Origin of the sequence: Bradyrhizobium sp., from assembly GCF_030654605.1 — a bacterium.
Classification (GTDB): domain Bacteria; phylum Pseudomonadota; class Alphaproteobacteria; order Rhizobiales; family Xanthobacteraceae; genus Bradyrhizobium.
The window spans coordinates 44271-63594 of sequence record NZ_JAURXB010000029.1; the positions used below are offsets into that span (position 1 = coordinate 44271).

A 19324-nucleotide genomic window follows, 5' to 3' on the forward strand; every position below is an offset into this window, starting at 1 on the left:
TGCAATATGGCGACCGAGCCGCAGCGGATCGGTCGCCACCAGGGCTGCGATCAGCCATTGCCGAGGGTCGCGAGCGACAGCGCGAGCGCTCCGAGCTACCCAACCGTCATGCGAAATCCCTGATATCCGCGCTAGACACCGCACATTCATGAACTACGCTCCTAACCAAGCCCCGGTTTCACCCTGGGTTCCACAGTCCACCCCGGATCCGGGGCGTATCTGAGCTTTTCTCCCGGCCCCGCTGTGCCATATTCGGGCTCGAAACCGGTTCCTCGCAACGGATGACACCGAAAAATGCCTGCAGGCCCCTCTTCCCGCTCCGCGATGGAGACCGAACTGAACAAACTGTCCTCGCCCCGGATCTTCCTGGTGCGAATGCTGGTATTCCTGGTGCTGTGCACCCTGCTGATGGTGGTGCTCTACAAGCAGATCATGGCGGCGTTTTTCGCCAATCCGGGCCTCAACGCGCTGATCGGCGCGGTGCTCCTGATCGGCATCATCCTGTCGTTCCGCCAGGTGATCCGGCTCTATCCGGAGGTCGCCTGGGTCAACAATTTCCGCATCTCCGATCCCGGCCTCGCGGTCGAGCGGCATCCCACCTTGCTGGCGCCGATGGCGGCGATCCTCGGCGGCGAACGCACCGGGCGGATGACGATCTCGCAGCAGACCATGCGGCATCTCTTGGATTCGATCGCCACACGGCTCGACGAGGCCCGCGACATTTCCCGCTACATGACCGGCCTGCTGGTATTCCTCGGGCTGCTCGGCACCTTCTGGGGCCTGATCGAGACCGTCGGTTCGGTCGGCAAGGTGATCGAGGGGCTGAAGGTCGGCGGCGACGCCGGCTCGCTGTTCGACACCCTCAAGGAGGGCCTGGCCGCGCCGCTCGGCGGCATGGGCATTTCGTTTTCGTCGTCGCTGTTCGGCCTCGCCGGCTCGCTGATCCTCGGCTTCCTCGACCTGCAATCGAGCCAGGCGCAGAACCGCTTCTACACCGATCTCGAGGACTGGCTGGCCTCCACGGTGCGCGAATATACCCGCGAAGGCACCGGCGGCCCCGGCGGCGAACTTCAGGCCGCGGTCGAACGGTTGCGGCTGACCCTCGAAGAGGGCGGCGCCAGCCGCGGCACCACCGCGGCGATGGCCAACCTCGCCGAAGCCATCCAGGGCCTGGTCACGCATATGCGGACCGAGCAGCAGATGATCCGCGAATGGGCCGATGGCCAGGGCGAGCAGAACCGCGAGATCAAGAAACTGCTCGAGCGGATCGCGCGCCAGCCCGAGAAGAACTAGGGAAGGTATCGTGCCCCGGACGCGGTGCAACGCCTCCTGGCGGTGCGCCGCAGAGCCGGGGCCGACACTTTCCGCGTTGCTATGGGTCCCGGCTCTGCGGAGCAGCGTAAAGAACGCTGCACCGCGTCCGGGATACGAGATTGGAGACTTCTGATGGCCCTCGCCCGTGCCCGCCGCAACGATTCCGGATTCAACTACTGGCCGGGCTTCGTCGACGCGCTGTCGACGCTGGTGCTCTCGATCGTGTTCCTGCTGTCGGTGTTCCTGGTGGTGCAGTTCTTCCTGTCGCAGGAAGTCACGGGCAAGGACAAGGCGCTGGAGCAGCTCAACGCCAAGCTGGCGCAGCTCAGCGAAATGCTGTCGCTGGAAAAGCTCGGCAAGCTCAATCTCGACGACCAGCTGTCGCAGCTGCGCGCGGGGCTGTCCTCGGCGGAAGCCGAGCGCGACCGCGTCAAGGGCCTCTATGACGGACTTGCCGGCGCCGGCAGCGACGCCGCCGGCCGCGCCAGCGAACTCAACAAGGCGCTGGATTCCGAGAAACAGGTGACCTCGCGGGCGCTGGCGCAGATCGAGGTGCTGAACCAGCAGATCAGCGCGCTGCGCCGCCAGCTGGCGGCGCTGGAGGAAGCGCTCGAGGTTTCGGAGAAGCGCGACAGGGAATCGCAGGGGCGGATCGCCGATCTCGGACAGCGGCTGAACGTGGCGCTGGCGCAAAGGGTGCAGGAACTGTCGCGCTACCGTTCGGAATTCTTCGGCCGCCTGCGCGCCATTCTCGGCAACCGGCCGGACATCCGCATCGTCGGCGACCGCTTCGTGTTCCAGTCCGAAGTATTCTTCGACACCGGCCAGGCGCTGCTCTTGCCTGAAGGCCGCGCCGAGCTGGACAAGCTGGCGAGCGCGCTGACCGAACTGGACAAACAGATTCCCGCCGAGATCGCCTGGGTGCTGCGGGTCGACGGCCATACCGACGTGCGGCCGATCCTGAACAGCCCGGTATTCAAGTCGAACTGGGAATTGTCGTCGGCGCGCGCGATCTCGGTGGTGCAGTACCTGGTCTCGCTCGGCGTGCCGGCGCAACGGCTGGTCGCGGCGGGCTTTGCGGAATTCCAGCCGCTCGACACCGCCACGACCGAAGAGGCCTACAAGCGCAACCGCCGCATCGAGCTGAAGCTGACGGAACGGTAGGTGCGATGTCGTCGCGCGATTTATCAAGTCGTCATGGCCGGGCTTGGCCCGGCCATCCACGTCTTTGCCGCGCAAGAAGCAAGACGTGGATGCCCGGGACAAGCCCGGGCATGACGGTCTTTGCCTGATGAGCGGCGTCCCCTTTCAGCTTCGCCCGTATCGCGCCGAGGATGAGGACGCCGCCATCGCCCTGTGGCTGGTGACCTGGAAGCTCGCCTATCCCTCGATCGATTTCGACGCGCGGGTGGCGTGGTGGCGGGAACGCTGGCGCAATGAACTGGTGCCGGGGGCTGATATCATTGTCGCCGACCATTCTGGTGAGCTGATCGGCTTCGTCACCATCGACTCGTCGGGCTATCTCGACCAACTGGTGGTCGCGCCCGATCACTGGGGATCACCACTCGCTACCATGCTGGTCGATGAAGCCAAGCGCAGATCACCCGATGGCGTTACCTTGAAGGTCAATGCGGACAATGCCCGCGCCATCCGCTTCTACGAGCGCTGCGGATTTGTGCATGCGGGAGAGGATGTGAATCCGGGCTCGAAACGGCTGGTGCTGAAGATGGCGTGGAAGCCGTAAGTATTCCCGTCATTGCGAGGAGCCCTTGCGACGAAGCAATCCATGTTGCAGAGCAAAGAAAGATGGATTGCTTCGCTCCGCTCGCAATGACGTGGAGGGGCCGGCGCCCCCTCTCCCGCTTGCGGGGGAGGGCCGGGGTGGGGGCCTCTCAGCATACACCGGCGCGAGTGGATAGAGCTTCCCCCACCCGCCGCGCTCTTCGAGCGCGTCGACCTCCCCCGCAAGCGGGAGAGGTAAGGGAGAATCTCACACCCCCTCGAACTGCAACCTCGCCAATCTCGCATAAAGCCCGCCGGCCGCGACCAGCTCTGCATGCGTGCCCTGTTCGACGATGCGGCCCTGGTCCATCACCATGATGCGGTCGCAGGACAGCACTGTGGCGAGGCGATGGGCGATCACCAGCGTGGTGCGGTGGCGCATCAATTCTTCCAGCGCGGTCTGCACCAGGGTCTCGCTCTCGGCATCGAGCGACGAGGTCGCCTCATCGAGCAGCAACAGCGGCGCATCGCGCAGGATCGCGCGCGCGATCGCGATGCGCTGGCGCTGGCCGCCCGACAGCGTCACGCCGCGTTCGCCGAGCTGCGCCTCGAAGCCACCGGGCAGCCGGCGAATGAAATCGCCGGCATGGGCCAGGTCAGCGGCGTGCTCGACTTCGGCATCGCTCGCGTCAGGCCGGCCGAAGCGGATATTTTCACGCGCGCTGGCGGCGAACACCACGGAATCCTGCGGCACCAGCGCGATGCGGGCGCGCAGCGCCTTCGGATCGGCCGCCCTGACCGGCACGCCGTCGAACGAGATGGCGCCGGAAGCCGGATCGTAGAACCGCAGCAGCAGATGAAACAGCGTGCTCTTGCCGGCGCCCGACGGGCCGACGATCGCGACCTTCTCGCCGGCGCGCACCGTGAGCGAAACGCCGTCGACGGCCAGCGCATCCGGCCTCGTCGGATAGGCGAAGCTGACATTGTCGAAACCGACGTCGCCCCGCGCCGGCGCCGGCATCGCGCGCGGCGACGCCGGTGCTGCGACCTGCGACTTGACGCGGAGGATTTCAAACAGCCGCTCCGAGGCGCCTGACGCCGCCGACAGCTCGCCCCAGACTTCGCTGAGCTGGCCGAGGCCGGCGGCGGCGAACGCCGCATACAGCACGAACTGGCCGAGCCGGCCGGGGCTGATCGAGCCGGTCAGCACGTCGTTCGATCCGACCCATAGGATCGCCACCACGCTGGAAAACACGATGAAGATGATGACGGCGGTGAGCACCGCCCGCGCCCGGGTCGAACTGCGCGCCGCGGCATAGGCCTGCTCGACCTCGCCGCCGAACCGCGCATTGGCCAGCCCCTCGCTGGTGTAGGCCTGCACGGTCCTGATCGCGCCGATCAGTTCCGATGCATAGGATGTGGCTTCCGCCAGCGTATCCTGGGCGTTGCGCGACAGCCGCCGCACCCAGCGCCCGAACGCGACCAGCGGAATCACGATCACCGGGATCGCCAGCAGCACGAAGCCCGACAGCCGGGGGCTGGTGATCACCATCATCGCGGTGGCGCCGATGAACAGCATCAGGTTGCGCAGCGCGATCGAGACCGAGGCGCCGACTGCCGACTTGATTTGCGTGGTGTCGGCGGTCAGCCGCGAGATCAGTTCGCCCGAGCGCGCGGAATCGAAGAAGGCCGGCGACAGCGAGATCAGATGCGCGAACACGTCGCGCCTGAGATCGGCGACGATGCGCTCGCCGATGGTCATGACCAGGTAGAAGCGCGCCGCACTGGCTCCGGCCAGCACCGCGACCAGCGCGATCATGACGCTGAAATAGGAATTGATCATGGCGATGCCTTCGGGCGAGAGCCCGAAATCGATCATCCGCCGCACCGCGATCGGCACCAGCAGGGTCGTGATCGCCGCAATGGTGAGTGAGATGAAGGCCAGAATGGCGCGGCCGCGGTAGCGCCCGACATAGGGCATCAGCGCCAGCAGCGGGCGAAGCCGCGCGCTGCTCTTGGCCGGCAGCTCGGTCAGTTCGGCCTCGATGGAGGGTGCCTCTGCGAGCGCCAGATCGTGCCGTGGCGGCGTCTCGCCACGCCGCTCTTCAAGCCGTTCCACTGCGCTCATGATTTCAGGACCAATCGCTTTGCCAGCCCCCAGATAGGCCCAGCCGCCGACGCTGGCAAATCCGGTAACATACTAATGCGGGATCCCTCGGGGGGCGGGGTCGAACTTGGCTTGTTTTGGGGGCCTTGCTGCGTTATAGAGCGGCCCAAATCCGTCCCCACAGCCATCGATAGACAGGCGCCGGCGCGCCGAAGGATCTGCCATGAAAGCCGAAATTCACCCGGAATATCATATGATTACGGTCGTCATGACCGATGGCACCGAGTACCAGACAAGGTCCACCTGGGGCAAGGAAGGCGACAAGCTGAACCTCGATATCGACTCCAAGTCGCACCCGGCCTGGATCGGCGGCGCCCAGCAGATGCTCGATCGCGGCGGTCGCGTGTCCCGGTTCCAGAAGAAGTTTTCGGGCTTCCTCAAGAAGGATTGAGGGCTTTCAGGCCACTGGCCTGATGCAGACATCAAAACGCCCCGGCTCGCGCCGGGGCGTTTTTCGTTGGGAATGGGTCTGGCCTGATCCCCGGAGTCAGTCGATCCCCGGCGTCAGCCGCTCTGGCGTTCGAACGCCGCCTTCAGGCGATTGAGCTGCGGCACCAGGGGATTGCCGATCGAGGCGCGTTCGGCCGCCGGCGCATGGATCGTGGTATCGAGGCGGCGGACCTTGGTCTGCAGCGCCATCGAGCGGGCGATCAGCTCCTGCAATTGCAGCGGCAGCTTTTCGATGATGTCGTCCGGGCCGGGGTCGGCAGCCGAGAGCTTGACCTTGGTCTTTTCGCGGTTGGCCTGGCCCAGCGTCATCTCGCCTTCCTTGACCGCGCGGTGCAACAGCAGCCACGACGCCAGCTGCATCAGGCGGGTGGTCAGCCGCATGCTTTCGGTGGCGTAGGTCAGGCTGACGGAGCGGTCGAGCGCCTTCGCCTCGGCGCGGCCGGCGCCGTCGAGATAGGCGGCGGTCTCCTCGACCAGATCCATGCCTTCGCGGAACAGGGTACCAAACGCCGCCGAGTTGGTGAGCCTCTCGCTGAACTGGACGAGAGCGGTTTCGCTTTGCGAACGGTCGGACATGGTTAACGCCTCACGCAACTGTTTACGCCGCCGGCTTGAATGGGCGCCGGCTTATGATGAATAAATCATTACGCGCCGGCAGGCGAGAGTCCAGCCGCAAGCGCTTTTATGGTTTCCAGTGAGGTACCGCGGACGCCAAAAAAAGAGCCGCCATTTCTGGCGGCTTTGAAGTTGATAACAGGGAGGCGTCAAACAGAGTGGACAGGAGCCACTCGGTGTCCAAACAAGGACGATTAGAGTCATAGATGAGAAAGCTTAATGGACCGTAAACGAACGGTTTTGTTCACGGTTCCTTTGCCATGTCGGCCATTGGCCGAGTGGCAGAAAGTGGATCAACTCTCTCAACGGGTCGTCCCGGACAAGTGAGCGCCAGCGAACGCCGATCCGGGACCCATACTCCGCGGCGGCGAGGATGAAGGAAGGTCTCTGGCGCAATGGCTCAATGAGAGGACACGGCGTATGGGTCCCGGATCGGCGTTCGCTACGCTCGCTTGTCCGGGACGACGAGAGATCGCGCCTGATTACGTCTTGAAATTACGTCTTGAAAAAACTGTTCGCCGCATCCTTCGACGCGCGCTTCTTTGTCGCCGCCACCTGCAGCCGCTCGATCTCGGAGTTCATCAGCGCGATGCGCTCGGCCAACTCCTCGACCGATAACAGCGACAGGTCCTGACCGATCTCGTGGGTGACTTTCTTTCTCGGCTTGTCGTCGTCCTCGATGGCCATGCGCTCTACCTCGTGCTCAACCCTGGGGGATGCTGTTGCCAGCCGGAGCGCGGCTGGCTAATCAGGTGCCTCTTCGAATTTCCCATCCTGGCCCAAGGAAACACCATGGAAAAGCTGCCCGCGCAAATGACCGTCGTCGGCATCAGCAAGCCCGGCGGTCCCGAGGTTCTGGTGCCCGAGACCCGCGCGCTGCCGGTGCCCGGTCCGGGGGAAATCCTGGTCAAGGTGCTGGCCGCGGGCGTCAACCGCCCCGATGTCGCGCAGCGCTCCGGCGCCTATCCGCCGCCGCCCGGCGCCAGCGACCTGCCCGGCCTGGAAATTGCGGGCGAAGTGGTTGCGCTCGGCGCCGGCTCCGTCAGGCACAAGCTCGGCGACAAGGTGATGTCACTGGTGGCCGGCGGCGGCTACGCGCAATATTGCATCGCACAGGATGCCCAGGCGATGGCGGTGCCGCCTGCCCTGTCGATGCAGGAAGCCGGCGCCATCCCGGAAACCCTGATGACGGTCTGGCACAACGTGTTCGAGCGCGGCGCCCTGAAGCCCGGCGAGACCTTGCTGATCCATGGCGGCTCGTCCGGCATCGGCACCATGGCGATCCAGCTGGCAAAAGCGCTGGGCTCCAGGGTGATCGTCACCGTCGGATCGAAGGACAAGGCCGACGCCTGCATCAAGCTCGGGGCCGACCTCGCCATCAACTACAAGACCGAGGATTTCGTCGAAGCCACCAAGAAGGCGACCAATGGCGCCGGCGCCAATGTCATTCTCGACATGGTCGGCGGCGACTATATCGACCGCAACTACGATGCCGCCGCGATCGACGGCCGCATCGTCCAGATCGCGTTCCTGAGCGGAACGCCCAAGGCCACCGTTAACTTCTCCAAGGTGATGGTGAAGCGGCTCGTTCACACCGGCTCGACGCTGCGCCCCCGCAGCAATGCGGACAAGGCGGCGATGGTGGCCGCGATCGAGGCCAGAGTGATGCCGCTGTTGCGCGACGGACGCGTCAAACCGGTCATGGACAGCACATTCCCGCTGGAAAAGGCCGCCGACGCCCACCGGCGCATGGAGACCAGCGAACATATTGGCAAAATTGTGTTGGCGGTTTAACGCTGTTGCGCGATGCGCAGCCGGAAACCCTTTGATTTCCCTCACTTTCATGTCATTTATCGCGCAACGCCGGTCGACCAGCTTCGCCCGGACATGTGACTGATTGCGGAGAACTGACATTGCGTCTGATCAGGTGCCTTGCGCCCCTCGCGCTGGGCCTCATGATTGTTGCCGCCGCGCCACCGGCGCGCGCTGTCGACGCGGTCAGCGTTCGCAGTGACGCGCCTGCGATCGATCTTACCGCGATCCTCAATCATCAGCGCAGCGAAGCTGACCGCATCCAGGTTTCCACCGCGCCGGGCACCGACGGCATCGTCCGCCGCATCGAAGTCCGCGCCCGCGAAGGCGGCCAGAACTGGGTGGTGTTCGCGCTCGCCAACAACACCGACGACCAGCTCGACCGCCTGATCGTGGCGCCGCATTACCGCATCGTGTCGTCGGGGCTGCTGTGGCCCGATCTCGGACTGTCGCGCATCGCCACCATCACGCCGTCGACCGGCGACCGTCCCGAGAAGCAGGAGAGCGCGACCGCGGATATCTTCCGCATCACGCTCGATCCCGGCGCCGTCATCACCTTCGTCGCGGAATTGCGCACCGATAAATTGCCGCAGCTCTATCTGTGGGAACCCGACGCCTACAAGGACAAGGTCAATTCGTTCACGCTGTACCAGGGCATCGTGATCGGCATTTCCGGCCTGCTGGCGCTGGTGCTGACCATCCTGTTCGTGGTCAAGGGCAGCATCATGTTCCCGGCTGCCGCCGCGCTGGCATGGGCGGTGCTGGTCTATATCGGCGTCGATTTCGGCTTCTGGGGCAAGGTGCTCGACATGTCGAACAACGCCGAGCGCGTCTGGCGCGCGGCGGGCGAAGCGATCCTGGCCGCGACGTTGCTGGTGTTCCTGTTCGCCTATCTGAACCTCAGCCGCTGGCATGTGCGCTATTCCCACATCACCGTGGGCTGGCTGACCTTTCTCGGCTCGCTGGTGGCGCTGGCGCTGTTCGATCCGGCCGTGGCCTCCGGCATCGCGCGGATGTCGCTGGTGCTGATCGCCTTCGCGGGCTTTGCGCTGATCGTCTATCTCTCGACCCACGGATTCGATCGCGCGGTGCTGCTGATCCCGACCTGGTTCCTCCTCGTGGTCTGGGTGATCGCGGCCGGCATGACGGTGGCGGGTTCCGTCACCAACGACATCGTCGGCCCTGCCTTGCTCGGCGGCCTCGTGCTGATCGTGATGCTGATCGGATTTACCGTGATGCAGCACGCTTTTGCGGGCGGCGGCGCGACCACCGGCGTGGTCTCCGACGTCGAGCGCCGGGCGCTGGCGCTGACCGGCTCGGGCGACCTGATCTGGGACTGGGACGTCTCGGCCGACAAGGTTTTCACCAGCCCCGAAACCGAGCAACTGCTCGGCCTCAAACGCGGCACGCTGGAAGGGCCGGCGGCAAAGTGGCTGGAAGTGTTGCACCCGCTCGACCAGGACCGATTCCGCGCGGCACTGGACAGCGTGCTGGACCAGCGCCGCGGCCGGCTGGTGCAGGATTTCAGACTGCGCACGCCGGACGGCCACTTCATGTGGTTCGCGCTGAAAGCGCGCCCGGTGGTCGGCTCCGACGGTGAGGTTTCCCGCGTGGTCGGAACGCTCACCGACGTGACCGAGGCCAAGAACGCCGAAGAGCGCATGCTGCACGATTCCGTGCACGACAATCTCACCGGTCTGCCGAACCGCAAATTGTTCATCGACCGGCTCGGCGCCGTGGCGAATTTCGCCAAAACCATGCCGAACCTGCGGCCGACGCTGATGGTGATCGATCTCGACCGCTTCAAGCAGGTCAATGATTCCGTCGGCATCGCGGTCGGCGATTCCATCCTGCTGACGCTGGCGCGGCGGCTGACCCGCATCCTGAAACCGCAGGACACGCTGGCCCGGCTTTCCGGCGACCAGTTCGGCCTGATCCTGATGTCGGAGCAGGATTCGGCGCGCATCACCGCCTTCGCCGAGACCATCCGCAAGACCATCCGCGCCCCGATCGCCTTCAACGACCGCGAGATCTTCCTCACCGCTTCGATTGGTCTGGCGCTCTCCGACCCGCAGACGCAATTGTCCGAAGAGATCATCAAGGACGCCGAGCTGGCGATGTACCATTCCAAGCGGATCGGCGGCGACCGCATCGACGTCTACAAGCCGGCGATGCGCGCGCGCAAAACCGACCGGCTGACGCTGGAAAGCGAATTGCGCCGCGCCATCGAGCGCAAGGAAATCACCATCCTGTACCAGCCTATCGTGCGGCTGGAAGATCGTTCGATTGCCGGCTTCGAGGCGCTGGCGCGCTGGGACCACCCGAAACTCGGGCGGATGTCGCCGGTGGAATTCATCTCGATCGCCGAGGAGATCGGCCTGATCGTCGATCTCGGCATGTTCGTGCTGGACGAAACGGCAAAACAGCTGGCGATCTGGCAGCGCGCGATGCGTTCGCGCGAGCCGATCTTTGCCAGCGTCAACGTCTCCTCGCGGCAGTTGTTGCGGCACGATCTGATCCACGACATCCGCACCGTGCTGTCACGCTCCTCGGTGGCGCGCGGCACGTTGAAGCTGGAACTGACGGAATCGCTTGTCATGGAGAACCCGGAGCACGCGGCCCAGATGCTGACCCGCATCCGCGAGCTCGGCACCGGCCTTTCGCTGGACGATTACGGCACCGGTCATTCCTCGCTGGCCTATCTGCAGCGCTTCCCGTTCGACACCATCAAGATCGACCAGTCCTTCGTCCGCACCACCAGCCGCGGCACCCGCCCGGTGATCCTGAAATCGATCATCGCGCTGGCCCACGACCTCGGCATGGACGTGGTCGCCGAAGGCGCCGAGACCGACTCCGATGCCGTCGAGCTCTATCAATTGGGCTGCGAATACGCGCAGGGCTTCGCCTTCGGCGAGCCGATGGACGCCGACGCCGCGATGCGGCTGTTGACCGAAGAGCGGCTGGAAGCGGCGAGTTAGCTCTCGCGTCGTCCCTGCGAACGCAGGGACCCATACGCCGTGCCGTCAATATTCTGCACGGCAGCAATAAACTTGTTGATCAAGCCGTCGCACAATAGCTGACCGGGACTATGGGTCCCGGCGTTCGCAGGGACGACAGCTGCGGAATGGCGCAACGTTTGCCCCCTCACTTCATCCTCTTGAACCGCACGCTCTTGCCGTCCGCCAGCCTCGTCGCGATGTAGCCGCCGGCGAGGCAGGCCTCGCGCTGCGGCATCTTTTCCTGCGGGCTGCGCAGCGTTTCCCACCACGACGCGCGGTGCGCCGCGCGCGGCAGCGCGGCGTCGATGATCTCCTCGATCTTTTCGAAGCTGAGCACGAATTCGGGCAGCGTCTGCTGTTTCAGATAATCGCGCAGCGGGTCGTAATCGTTCACGGGCGTCCTCGGTAAGTGGTCAGGCTGTTTTCGCCAAGGCGCGCGTTACGGCTTCCGGCTCCTTTTCGACGACTCTGAGCAGGATGCGCGCGCTGCGTTCCGGCTGGCGGCGACCCTGCTCCCAATCGCGGACGGCGGACAGCGCGAATCCGTACGTTTGCGCAAAACTTTCTTGCGAGAGGCCCAGTCGCGTGCGGATTTTCTTCACGTTAACCCGCGCCGGAACATGAATTCCGTAACCGCGCTTGCTGCTCGATCCATCGAGATAGGCTTTGGCCTCGCCGAGCCCGGCCTTGATCTTGTCAAACGCGTCCTTTGTCATTCTTGTCTCCTGTAATCTTCGATCATGCCGGCGATCATCCTCGCCAGAGCATTACGCTCGGCCACCGAAAGATTGGCTTTTTCGTTCTTGGCAAAAACCGCCAGAATGAAGACCGGCAAGCTCGCGCCACTGAACAAATAGATAATTCGCGCGCCGCCGCTCTTGCCCCGTGCACCGAAGCCAAACCGCACCTTGCGAATACCGCCGCTGCCAGGAATGACCACGCCGCATGTGGGATCGGCGGCAAGACGATCCACGACAGCCCTGCGCTCTTCCGGCGAAAACAGCCGCTCCGCGTCGACGAGATAGGACGGCGTTTCCACGACGGTCTGCATCGGAGCCGAATTCTACGGCATTGCCGTAGTACGATCAAGGCTCGATCCGGCAATTTCGCCGAGTGCGGGAGACCACCCCAGCCATCGGCCTGCATTTCCGGGTTCCGATCAACGAATCGTTAACCCATTACCGCGTCGCTGTCGCCACTTAAGCCGGCGGCAACGAATCCGGATGCATTTGGGAGCATTGGGAGCGAACCATGCGATTTGGATGGCGCAAGGAGGTGGCCGGGCGGCCCTGGCGGCTATCGGCGAAATTACTGATCATCTCGTCGGTCGCGACGGTGATCGGCTTCTCCGCGATTTGCGTCAACGTCATGCTCGACATGCGCCGCGGCGAGGAAGCGCTGGCGCGCCAGATGCTTGAGAATCTCGCATCCGGCGTCGATTCCGACATCAACCGCAATATCGAGCTCTACGACCTGTCGCTGCGCGCCGCCGCCAGCAACATGATCCTGCCGGAGATCAAGGAGCTCAGCAAACCGATCCTGCACCTGATCCTGTTCGACCGTGCCGCAACCGCCAGGCATTTCGGCGCGCTTCAGGTGTTCGACGCCGGGGGACGGCTGACCATCGATGCCTCGACGCTCGATCCGCGGCCGGAAAATCGCGGCGACGAAGAGTACTTCCGGGTCCACCGCGATAGTCCCGACACCGGCCTCTTCATCAGCAAGCCGATGCTGCACCGCGGTGCCTACGCCATCGTGCTCAGCCGGCGCATCACCGGCGAAGACGGAAGCTTTCTCGGCGTGGTCGCGGGCTCGATCCGCTTCAGCTATTTCCACGATTTGTTCGGCCGCCTGAGTCTCGGGGCGGACGATACCATCACCGTGCTGCGCCGCGACCGCACCATCATCATGCGCCGGCCGTTCGACCTCGACATCATCGGCAAGAATCTGGCGGACCGGGCGAGCTGGAACCCGGCCAACATGAACAGCGGATCATATGCGGGGGCCGGCCCCGTCGATCCGATACCGCGGCTGTACGTCAGGCATAACGGCACAGGCCCACTCAACGTCGTGGTCGGAAAACCGCTGGACAGCATCCTGAGCCTGTGGCGGACCGAGGCGATCCGGATCGCCGCGATCGTGGCGGCGCTGATCGTGTTCGTGCTCGGCGTGACGCTGTTTCTCGCGCGTGAAATCGGCCGCCGCGCCGAGGCGGAGGACAAGCTCGAGGAGCTTGCGACAACCGACGCGCTCACCGGATTGACGAACCGGCGCAAGTTCGACGCCTCGATCGATGCCGAATGGCGGCGCGCCACGCGCCAGAAAACCCCGGTCGCGCTGCTGATGATCGATGCCGACCACTTCAAGGCCTACAACGACACCTTCGGACATCAGGCCGGCGATGAGGTGCTGATCGGCATCGCCATCTGCATTTCGGATTCATTGCGGCGCGCCGGCGATTGCGGCGCGCGTTACGGCGGCGAGGAGTTTGCCGTGCTGCTGCCGGCATTCTCGGCCGAGGAAGCGCTTGATGTGGCCGAAAACATCCGGCTCAAGGTCCAGCAATGGTCCGAGCACACCAGCATCAGCATCGGCGTCGCCAGCATGACGCCCGACGTCACCCAGGAATGGTCCGAACTGGTCGGAGCCGCCGACAAGGCGCTCTACGCGGCCAAGGCCGGCGGCCGCAACCGGTGCGTGGTAGCCACCGTGCCGCAGCTTTCGCTGGTGGCTTAGGGAATTCTCCTCATCCCCGCGCAACGGCTTCGCCGTTGTCGCTGGAGGAGCCGCGCGCGCTTCGCGCGGCGTCTCGAAGGATGGCAGCAGGCAATGTGCCAGATGGTTCGAGACGCGGGCCGGACAGCGCAAGAGCGCCGTCCGCCGCGCTCCTCACCATGAGGGAGTGGGTGCCGACGCGCCCAGCCTCTCACTTCTCCAGATAGTGCTTCATCTCCGCCCGCAGGCCGTCGCGCAGATCGGCCCGCGCCATGCCGAAGGCGATGTTGGCGCGCAGAAAGCCCGCCTTGGACCCGCAGTCATGCCGCTCGCCCTCGAACTCGACGCCGTAGAAGCTTTGCGTCCTGGCAAGCCCGATCATCGCATCGGTGAGCTGGATTTCGCCGCCGGCGCCGCGCTCCTGGGTTTCCAGGATACTGAAGATTTCCGGCTGCAGGATGTAGCGGCCGGTGATCGAGAGATTGGACGGCGCGGTGCCCTTCGGCGGTTTCTCCACCATGCCGTCGACCTCGAACATGTTGCCGCCGAGGCGCTTGCCCACGCCACAGATGCCGTATTGATGCGTCATATCGGCGGGCACTTCTTCCACCGCGATCACGTTGGTTTTCTCGCCGAGCTTGTTGGCCGCCTCGATCATCTGCGCCAGGCAACCCGGCGTGTTCAGCACCAGCTCGTCCGGCAGCACCACCGCGAACGGCTCATTGCCGACGATATCGCGCGCGCACCACACCGCGTGGCCGAGGCCGAGCGGCGCCTGCTGCCGGGTAAAACTGGTGGCGCCGGCGGCGGGCTGGTCGCGCGCCAGGATCTCGATCTCGGCCTTCTTGTTGCCACGCGCCGCCAGCGTGGTGTCGAGTTCGAACATGCGGTCGAAATGGTCCTCGATCACGCCCTTGTTGCGGCCGGTGACGAAAATGAAATGTTCGATGCCGGCTTCCCTGGCTTCGTCGAACACATACTGGATCAGCGGCTTGTCGACGATGGTCAGCATTTCCTTCGGCATCGCCTTGGTGGCGGGCAGGACGCGGGTGCCGAGGCCGGCGACCGGAAAGACGGCTTTGCGGATTTTCATGGGATGTGGGGGAGCCTTCAGTGAGTGGGAAAATGCATTTAATGCACGTTGGTATCCGGTTTGCAGCCGGGAACAAAGGCGGATGTATGATGCCGGTTCCCTCGCGGCCCCGCAAAGAGGGGAGAAACAAAGTCCGGCCTTTGTTAAGGTATTGGAAACCGTGACAGGGCCTTCTGGCAACGGGATTCGGGAAGGCGGACGACACCATGCAGCGGACGGAACCATCGAGGATTGGCCGGGCCGGCGCGGTCGCGCTCGCGGCGACACTGCTGTTCGCCGGCGAGGCCCTGGTCGCCGGCGCGGCCTTGGCGCAAACCGCCGGCGGCGGGCTTCCCAACCTGTTCGGCAACATGTTCTCCGGCCAGAATTCCACGGCGCCGGCGCAATCGGCGCCCGCAGGCAGCACCGCCCCGTTGCCCTGGACCGGCGAGGACGGTGCCTCCGGCCACCCCCTGATGACGGCATCCGCGATCCGCGAGGCGGCGGCGAATTTCGGCCAATGCGTCGCTTCGATGTGGCCGGACGCCGCACGGCGCCACATCTCGCAGGCCAGCTTCCAGCGCTTCACCGCCGGGCTCGCGCCCGACCTGCGCATCATGGACCTGATGGATTCGCAGCCGGAATTCACCAAGGCGATCTGGGATTATCTCGACATTCTCGTGAACGACAACCGCCTCGCCAAGGGCCGCGAGATCCTCGCCAAATACAAGCCGCAGTTCGACGCGGTGGAGAAAGCCTACGGCGTCGACCGCTATATCGTCGCCTCGATCTGGGGCATCGAATCGAATTATTCGACGATGATGGGCGACCGCAGCGTGTTGAATTCCACCGCGACGCTGGCCTGCATCGGCCGCCGCCAGAAATACTTCAGGGACGAATTCCTGGTCGCGCTGGAGATCCTGCACCGCGGCGATCTGCGGCCGGAACAGTTGCGCGGCTCTTGGGCCGGCGCGTTCGGGCCGACGCAGTTCATGCCGACCGCTTTCAAGCGCTACGCGGTCGACGCCGATGGCGACGGCCGCCGCGACGTGGTCGACAATCCCCACGACCTGATCGCCTCGACCGCCAATAATCTGAAAAAGGACGGCTGGCAGACCGGCCAGACCTGGGGTTTCGAGGTCGTGATGCCGAAAAACTTCAACTACATGCTGGCCGACCGCGCCAAGGCCATGACAATTGCGCAATGGGAGCATCTCGGGCTCAGCCGTGCCGGCGGCAAACCGTTCCCGAATCCGGCCGACAAGGCCTATCTGCTGGCCCCGGCCGGGGCCGAGGGGCCGGGCTTCCTGATGCTGCAGAATTTCCGGGTGATCATGAAATATAACCCGGCGGAGGCCTATGCGCTGGCGATCGGCCATTTCGCCGACCGCCTGCGCGGCGGCGCGCCGTTCGTCCAGCCCTGGCCGCGGCAGGAACGCACTTTGTCACGCACCGAGCGGCTGGAACTGCAGCAGCTCCTGGCCCAGCGCGGCTTCTATCGTGGCACCCCCGACGGTCAGTTCGGCGGTCACACCCGCGAGGCCCTGCGCGGCTTCCAGGCCTCGATCGGGGCGCCGGCGGATGGATTTGCCTCAGCAGGCGTGCTGGAACGGCTCAGGGGGCGGTAAATAGCCGCTTCCGGCCGGCGAAAGTAACCTTGACCGGGACTTTTCCGGACCGATCTTGACGGCGGCGGCCGAAGCCCGGTCTATGGCGGGAAATCTGCCCGCTTGCGGCCTGATTCCGCTATTATAGCGATGGCCTGATCTTCAAATCGCGATCGATCCGAATGCAAAAGCCCAAATCCTTTTTCAGGACGTACTTTCCTGGGGTGTTCACCGAAAGCGGCCCGCTGATCGTGCTGGCGGTTGCGGTTGCGCTGCTGGTGGGGATCGTCGGGCCGGCATCCGCGCAGTTCTTCAATTTCGGCGGACCACCCCGACAGGCACCGCCGCAGCGCGGCGGCGGCGGCTGGTTCGGCGGCGACCTGTTCGCGCCATTCCAGCAGCAGGCGCCGAAACGGGTCGAGAATTTTTCCAGGGCGCCGCCGCCGGACAAGCGCGACCCGAACATCGTGCCCGAGCGCAATGTGCTGGTGCTCGGCGACGCCATGGCGGACTGGCTCGCCTATGGTCTCGAGGATGCCTATTCCGAGCAGCCGGACATGGGCGTGATCCGCAAGCACAAGACCGTCTCCGGCCTGATCAAGTATCAGCCCAGGGGCGAGCCTTCCGACTGGGCCGCCGCGGCAAAAGGCATTCTCGCCAGCGAGAAACCGGACGCCATCGTCGTCATGCTCGGCCTCAACGACCGCGTCGCGATCCGCGAAGCGGCGGTCGACAAGTCCAAGAAGGAGAGCGACAAGAAGGACCCGCGCGCCAAAACTGATACCAGGACAGACGCCAAACCGGGCGACGCGAAACCCGCGGCGAAGCCGGATGATGTGGCCGACGCCAAAGCGAAGCCGGAGGGCAAGCCGGCCGATGCCGACGCCGCCGATGATGCCGACCCCGATCTGCCGTCGATCGTCGCACCCGAGAAAACCGCGCGCACCGGAAGCGGGCTGCATGAGTTTCGCGATGAGCGCTGGATCGAACTCTACGTCAAGAAGATCGAAGAGATGATCGCGGTCCTGAAATCCAGGGGCGTGCCGGTGCTGTGGGTCGGCCTGCCCGCGGTGCGTGGCCCCAAGGCGATGTCGGACACGCTGTTCCTGAATTCACTGTATCGCGACGCCGCCGGCAAAGCCGGCATCACCTATGTCGACGTCTGGGACGGCTTCGTCGACGAAGCCGGCCGCTTCCTGCTGCAGGGCCCGGACTTCGAAGGCCAGATCCGCCGGCTGCGCTCCCATGACGGCGTGTATTTCACCAAGGCCGGCGCGCGCAAGCTCGCGCATTATGCCGAGCGCGAGATCACCCGGCTGATGGCGGCGCGTTCCGGACCGATAGCGTTGCCGACCGAACCCGCGACGCCCGATGCCAACGCGCTGCCCGGTCAGCCGGCGCCGCGTCCGCTGGCCGGACCGATCCTGCCGCTGGTGGCCTCCTCCGTCGGAACCGATCAACTGCTCGGAGGCCCCGGCTCGCGGCCTGCCGCGGTCGATGCACTTGCGGCGCGAACGCTGGTCAAGGGCGAACCGCTGGCGCCGCCCGCCGGCCGCGCCGATGATTTCGTCTGGCCGCGCCGCGAGGTCGGGCGCGAACAGGCCAAGGGGGATACGCCGGTGGCATCGACGGCGCCGGATGGAACAGTGGCGGCCGCGCCTGGCGCGCCGCCGAAACCGCCGGTGGTCAAGCGGCTCCGCCCGGCACAGCCGGAGACGCCATCGTTTGGGAATTTCTTTGGTTTTGGTACCGCGCCGGCACCGCGCCAGGTAGCGCCGCCCCCGCCACCCCCGCGCGGCCCCCTCGCCCCGGCCGCACCGCGTCCGCCGGGCAATGTCGGACGGTCGGCATCCGTCCCGGGCGTGTTTGCGCGATAACAATTGTCATGCCACTCGGCGCTTTCTTACCTCTCCCGCTTGCGGGGGAAGTCGACGCGCGTAGCGCGTCGGGTGGGGGAACTCTCTCACCGAACTCCGGCGCCGATTGCTCAGTTGGCACCCCCACCATAGCCGATGCTTCGCATCGGCGTTCTCTTATCAGAAACGGCGGCCGGAGGCCGCCTATGCCCTCCCCCGCAAGCGGGAGAGGGAGAAGAAGTGTCAGTCTCAATACCGCCAGCGCGGCGGCGGCCGGCGCGGGGGGCGCGTCATCAGCATGGCCAGCGCAAAGCCGATGCCGCCCGCGATCAGCAGCGCACCGAGCGGATTGTCCTGCACCCTCTTCGCCACGGCTTCCGATCCCTCGCGCAGGGTCTCGCCGCTGTTCTCATAGGCATCCTTGGCGAGACCGGCGGCGGCATCGGTAGCATCGCGCGCGGCATCCTTGGCCTGACCGTACAGGTTCTGCACCGTGCCCGCAGCCTCGCGGATGCGGCCCGACGCCTCGGTCTGGGCATCCCCGGCGATCTTGCCGGCGGCGCCCTCGACCTTACCGGCGAAATCCTTGGCCGAACCGGCAATTCGATCCTTGTCCATCGTGTTTACTCCTGAGCTGATTCTCGCGGAGCTAACTGACGAAACCGGCTCCGGTTCCTGGAGCCGACAACGCTTTAGAGAATGAGGCCGCCGTCGACGATCAGCGTTTGTCCCACGATATAGGACGACAGCGGCGAGGCCAGGAACAATGCGGCGCCCGCCATGTCGGCCGGCGTACCCAGCCGCTTCAGCGGGATCCGCTCGATCGCGCCCTCGAGCCGCTTCGGATTTGCCGTCGTAACCCTGGTCATCTTGGTATCGACCAGGCCGGGCGCGATACCGTTGACGCGAATGCCATCCTCGGCCCATGCCTGTCCCAGCGTCCGGGTCAGGCCCATGGCGCCGGTCTTCGAGGCGTTGTAGGCCGGATTGCCTTT

General features: G+C 65.1%; 18 protein-coding genes. 9 read left to right on the top strand and 9 right to left on the bottom strand.

Going from position 1 to position 19324, the window contains the following annotated elements; all coding sequences use genetic code 11:
• Positions 1–294 precede the first annotated feature (294 nt).
• From Q7U29_RS03255 to Q7U29_RS03265, 3 genes are all read left to right on the top strand, one after another.
• Entirely contained in the window at positions 295–1293 is a 999-nt protein-coding gene (locus Q7U29_RS03255; protein WP_304738345.1) for a flagellar motor protein MotA, read from the top strand.
• Between the two features lie 153 nt (positions 1294–1446).
• A complete protein-coding gene (locus tag Q7U29_RS03260) occupies positions 1447–2478 on the top strand; it encodes a peptidoglycan -binding protein (RefSeq protein ID WP_304738347.1) in 1032 nt (343 codons plus the stop codon).
• Positions 2479–2605: 127 nt separating this feature from the next.
• Positions 2606–3058: a GNAT family N-acetyltransferase gene (locus tag Q7U29_RS03265; RefSeq protein ID WP_304738350.1), complete on the top strand. Its 453-nt coding sequence runs from the start codon at positions 2606–2608 to the stop codon at positions 3056–3058.
• Positions 3059–3304: 246 nt separating this feature from the next.
• Here Q7U29_RS03265 and Q7U29_RS03270 read toward each other — a convergent pair whose 3' ends face one another.
• Positions 3305–5164, bottom strand: coding sequence for an ABC transporter ATP-binding protein/permease (locus tag Q7U29_RS03270; protein ID WP_304738355.1), 1860 nt, complete (start codon positions 5162–5164; stop codon positions 3305–3307).
• A 202-nt stretch (positions 5165–5366) separates the two neighbouring features.
• On the opposite strand from Q7U29_RS03270, the gene rpmE reads away from it, so the two are divergent.
• Positions 5367–5594 carry a 50S ribosomal protein L31 gene (gene rpmE / locus Q7U29_RS03275; RefSeq protein WP_304738358.1) on the top strand — a complete coding sequence of 76 codons (228 nt, stop codon included), beginning with the start codon at positions 5367–5369 and terminating at the stop codon, positions 5592–5594.
• Between the two features lie 113 nt (positions 5595–5707).
• Here rpmE and Q7U29_RS03280 read toward each other — a convergent pair whose 3' ends face one another.
• Together Q7U29_RS03280 and Q7U29_RS03285 are read right to left on the bottom strand one after the other, a co-directional pair.
• On the bottom strand, positions 5708–6229 hold the full coding sequence (locus Q7U29_RS03280) for a DUF1465 family protein (protein ID WP_304738361.1): 522 nt from the start codon (positions 6227–6229) through the stop codon (positions 5708–5710).
• A gap of 534 nt (positions 6230–6763) precedes the next feature.
• Positions 6764–6955 carry a DUF1192 domain-containing protein gene (locus tag Q7U29_RS03285; RefSeq protein ID WP_304738363.1) on the bottom strand — a complete coding sequence of 64 codons (192 nt, stop codon included), beginning with the start codon at positions 6953–6955 and terminating at the stop codon, positions 6764–6766.
• A gap of 105 nt (positions 6956–7060) precedes the next feature.
• Between Q7U29_RS03285 and Q7U29_RS03290 the strand changes: the two genes are divergently transcribed.
• Together Q7U29_RS03290 and Q7U29_RS03295 are read left to right on the top strand one after the other, a co-directional pair.
• The gene (locus Q7U29_RS03290; protein WP_304738366.1) at positions 7061–8062 is read left to right on the top strand and encodes an NAD(P)H-quinone oxidoreductase; all 1002 of its coding nucleotides are present in this window, start codon (positions 7061–7063) and stop codon (positions 8060–8062) included.
• A gap of 119 nt (positions 8063–8181) precedes the next feature.
• Positions 8182–11058: an EAL domain-containing protein gene (locus Q7U29_RS03295; RefSeq protein WP_304738369.1), complete on the top strand. Its 2877-nt coding sequence runs from the start codon at positions 8182–8184 to the stop codon at positions 11056–11058.
• 166 nt (positions 11059–11224) lie between these two features.
• Here the strand turns inward: Q7U29_RS03295 and Q7U29_RS03300 are convergent, their stop codons facing one another.
• Genes Q7U29_RS03300 through Q7U29_RS03310 form a run of 3 tightly spaced genes read right to left on the bottom strand, consistent with a single transcriptional unit; the run spans position 11225 to position 12130 of the window.
• Positions 11225–11473 carry a hypothetical protein gene (locus tag Q7U29_RS03300; protein ID WP_304738372.1) on the bottom strand — a complete coding sequence of 83 codons (249 nt, stop codon included), beginning with the start codon at positions 11471–11473 and terminating at the stop codon, positions 11225–11227.
• Positions 11474–11492: 19 nt separating this feature from the next.
• The gene (locus Q7U29_RS03305; RefSeq protein ID WP_304738374.1) at positions 11493–11795 is read right to left on the bottom strand and encodes a DNA-binding transcriptional regulator; all 303 of its coding nucleotides are present in this window, start codon (positions 11793–11795) and stop codon (positions 11493–11495) included.
• Positions 11792–12130 carry a type II toxin-antitoxin system RelE/ParE family toxin gene (locus Q7U29_RS03310; RefSeq protein ID WP_304738377.1) on the bottom strand — a complete coding sequence of 113 codons (339 nt, stop codon included), beginning with the start codon at positions 12128–12130 and terminating at the stop codon, positions 11792–11794. Before Q7U29_RS03310 ends, Q7U29_RS03305 begins: the two co-directional genes overlap by 4 nt.
• A 200-nt stretch (positions 12131–12330) precedes the next feature.
• Here Q7U29_RS03310 and Q7U29_RS03315 point away from each other — a divergent pair, with 200 nt between their 5' ends.
• Positions 12331–13815 (top strand): sensor domain-containing diguanylate cyclase, encoded by a 1485-nt coding sequence (locus Q7U29_RS03315; protein WP_304738380.1) that lies wholly within the window; start codon positions 12331–12333, stop codon positions 13813–13815.
• Between the two features lie 190 nt (positions 13816–14005).
• Here the strand turns inward: Q7U29_RS03315 and Q7U29_RS03320 are convergent, their stop codons facing one another.
• Entirely contained in the window at positions 14006–14887 is an 882-nt protein-coding gene (locus tag Q7U29_RS03320; protein WP_304738383.1) for a UTP--glucose-1-phosphate uridylyltransferase, read from the bottom strand.
• A 206-nt stretch (positions 14888–15093) separates the two neighbouring features.
• Here Q7U29_RS03320 and Q7U29_RS03325 point away from each other — a divergent pair, with 206 nt between their 5' ends.
• Complete coding sequence (locus tag Q7U29_RS03325; protein WP_304738386.1) at positions 15094–16494, top strand: lytic murein transglycosylase; 1401 nt, start codon at positions 15094–15096, stop codon at positions 16492–16494.
• A gap of 161 nt (positions 16495–16655) precedes the next feature.
• Complete coding sequence (locus Q7U29_RS03330) at positions 16656–18350, top strand: DUF459 domain-containing protein (protein WP_304738388.1); 1695 nt, start codon at positions 16656–16658, stop codon at positions 18348–18350.
• A 228-nt stretch (positions 18351–18578) separates the two neighbouring features.
• Here the strand turns inward: Q7U29_RS03330 and Q7U29_RS03335 are convergent, their stop codons facing one another.
• Both Q7U29_RS03335 and Q7U29_RS03340 read right to left on the bottom strand, forming a co-directional pair.
• Complete coding sequence (locus tag Q7U29_RS03335) at positions 18579–18947, bottom strand: CsbD family protein (RefSeq protein WP_304738391.1); 369 nt, start codon at positions 18945–18947, stop codon at positions 18579–18581.
• A 74-nt stretch (positions 18948–19021) separates the two neighbouring features.
• Positions 19022–19324, bottom strand: a 303-nt coding sequence (locus tag Q7U29_RS03340; RefSeq protein WP_304738394.1) for an SDR family NAD(P)-dependent oxidoreductase, incomplete at its 5' end; no start/stop codon positions are given.

Excerpts from the sequence above, each read along its gene's own strand:
- Q7U29_RS03290 (WP_304738366.1), top strand. The coding sequence starts at position 7,061 with ATGGAAAAGCTGCCCGCGCAAATGACCGTCGTCGGCATCAGCAAGCCC.
- Q7U29_RS03315 (WP_304738380.1), top strand. The coding sequence starts at position 12,331 with ATGCGATTTGGATGGCGCAAGGAGGTGGCCGGGCGGCCCTGGCGGCTA.
- Q7U29_RS03320 (WP_304738383.1), bottom strand. The coding sequence starts at position 14,887 with ATGAAAATCCGCAAAGCCGTCTTTCCGGTCGCCGGCCTCGGCACCCGC.
- Q7U29_RS03270 (WP_304738355.1), bottom strand. The coding sequence starts at position 5,164 with ATGAGCGCAGTGGAACGGCTTGAAGAGCGGCGTGGCGAGACGCCGCCA.
- rpmE (WP_304738358.1), top strand. The coding sequence starts at position 5,367 with ATGAAAGCCGAAATTCACCCGGAATATCATATGATTACGGTCGTCATG.
- Q7U29_RS03325 (WP_304738386.1), top strand. The coding sequence starts at position 15,094 with ATGCAGCGGACGGAACCATCGAGGATTGGCCGGGCCGGCGCGGTCGCG.
- Q7U29_RS03310 (WP_304738377.1), bottom strand. The coding sequence starts at position 12,130 with ATGCAGACCGTCGTGGAAACGCCGTCCTATCTCGTCGACGCGGAGCGG.
- Q7U29_RS03335 (WP_304738391.1), bottom strand. The coding sequence starts at position 18,947 with ATGGACAAGGATCGAATTGCCGGTTCGGCCAAGGATTTCGCCGGTAAG.
- Q7U29_RS03255 (WP_304738345.1), top strand. The coding sequence starts at position 295 with ATGCCTGCAGGCCCCTCTTCCCGCTCCGCGATGGAGACCGAACTGAAC.
- Q7U29_RS03265 (WP_304738350.1), top strand. The coding sequence starts at position 2,606 with ATGAGCGGCGTCCCCTTTCAGCTTCGCCCGTATCGCGCCGAGGATGAG.
- Q7U29_RS03280 (WP_304738361.1), bottom strand. The coding sequence starts at position 6,229 with ATGTCCGACCGTTCGCAAAGCGAAACCGCTCTCGTCCAGTTCAGCGAG.
- Q7U29_RS03285 (WP_304738363.1), bottom strand. The coding sequence starts at position 6,955 with ATGGCCATCGAGGACGACGACAAGCCGAGAAAGAAAGTCACCCACGAG.
- Q7U29_RS03330 (WP_304738388.1), top strand. The coding sequence starts at position 16,656 with ATGCAAAAGCCCAAATCCTTTTTCAGGACGTACTTTCCTGGGGTGTTC.
- Q7U29_RS03305 (WP_304738374.1), bottom strand. The coding sequence starts at position 11,795 with ATGACAAAGGACGCGTTTGACAAGATCAAGGCCGGGCTCGGCGAGGCC.
- Q7U29_RS03260 (WP_304738347.1), top strand. The coding sequence starts at position 1,447 with ATGGCCCTCGCCCGTGCCCGCCGCAACGATTCCGGATTCAACTACTGG.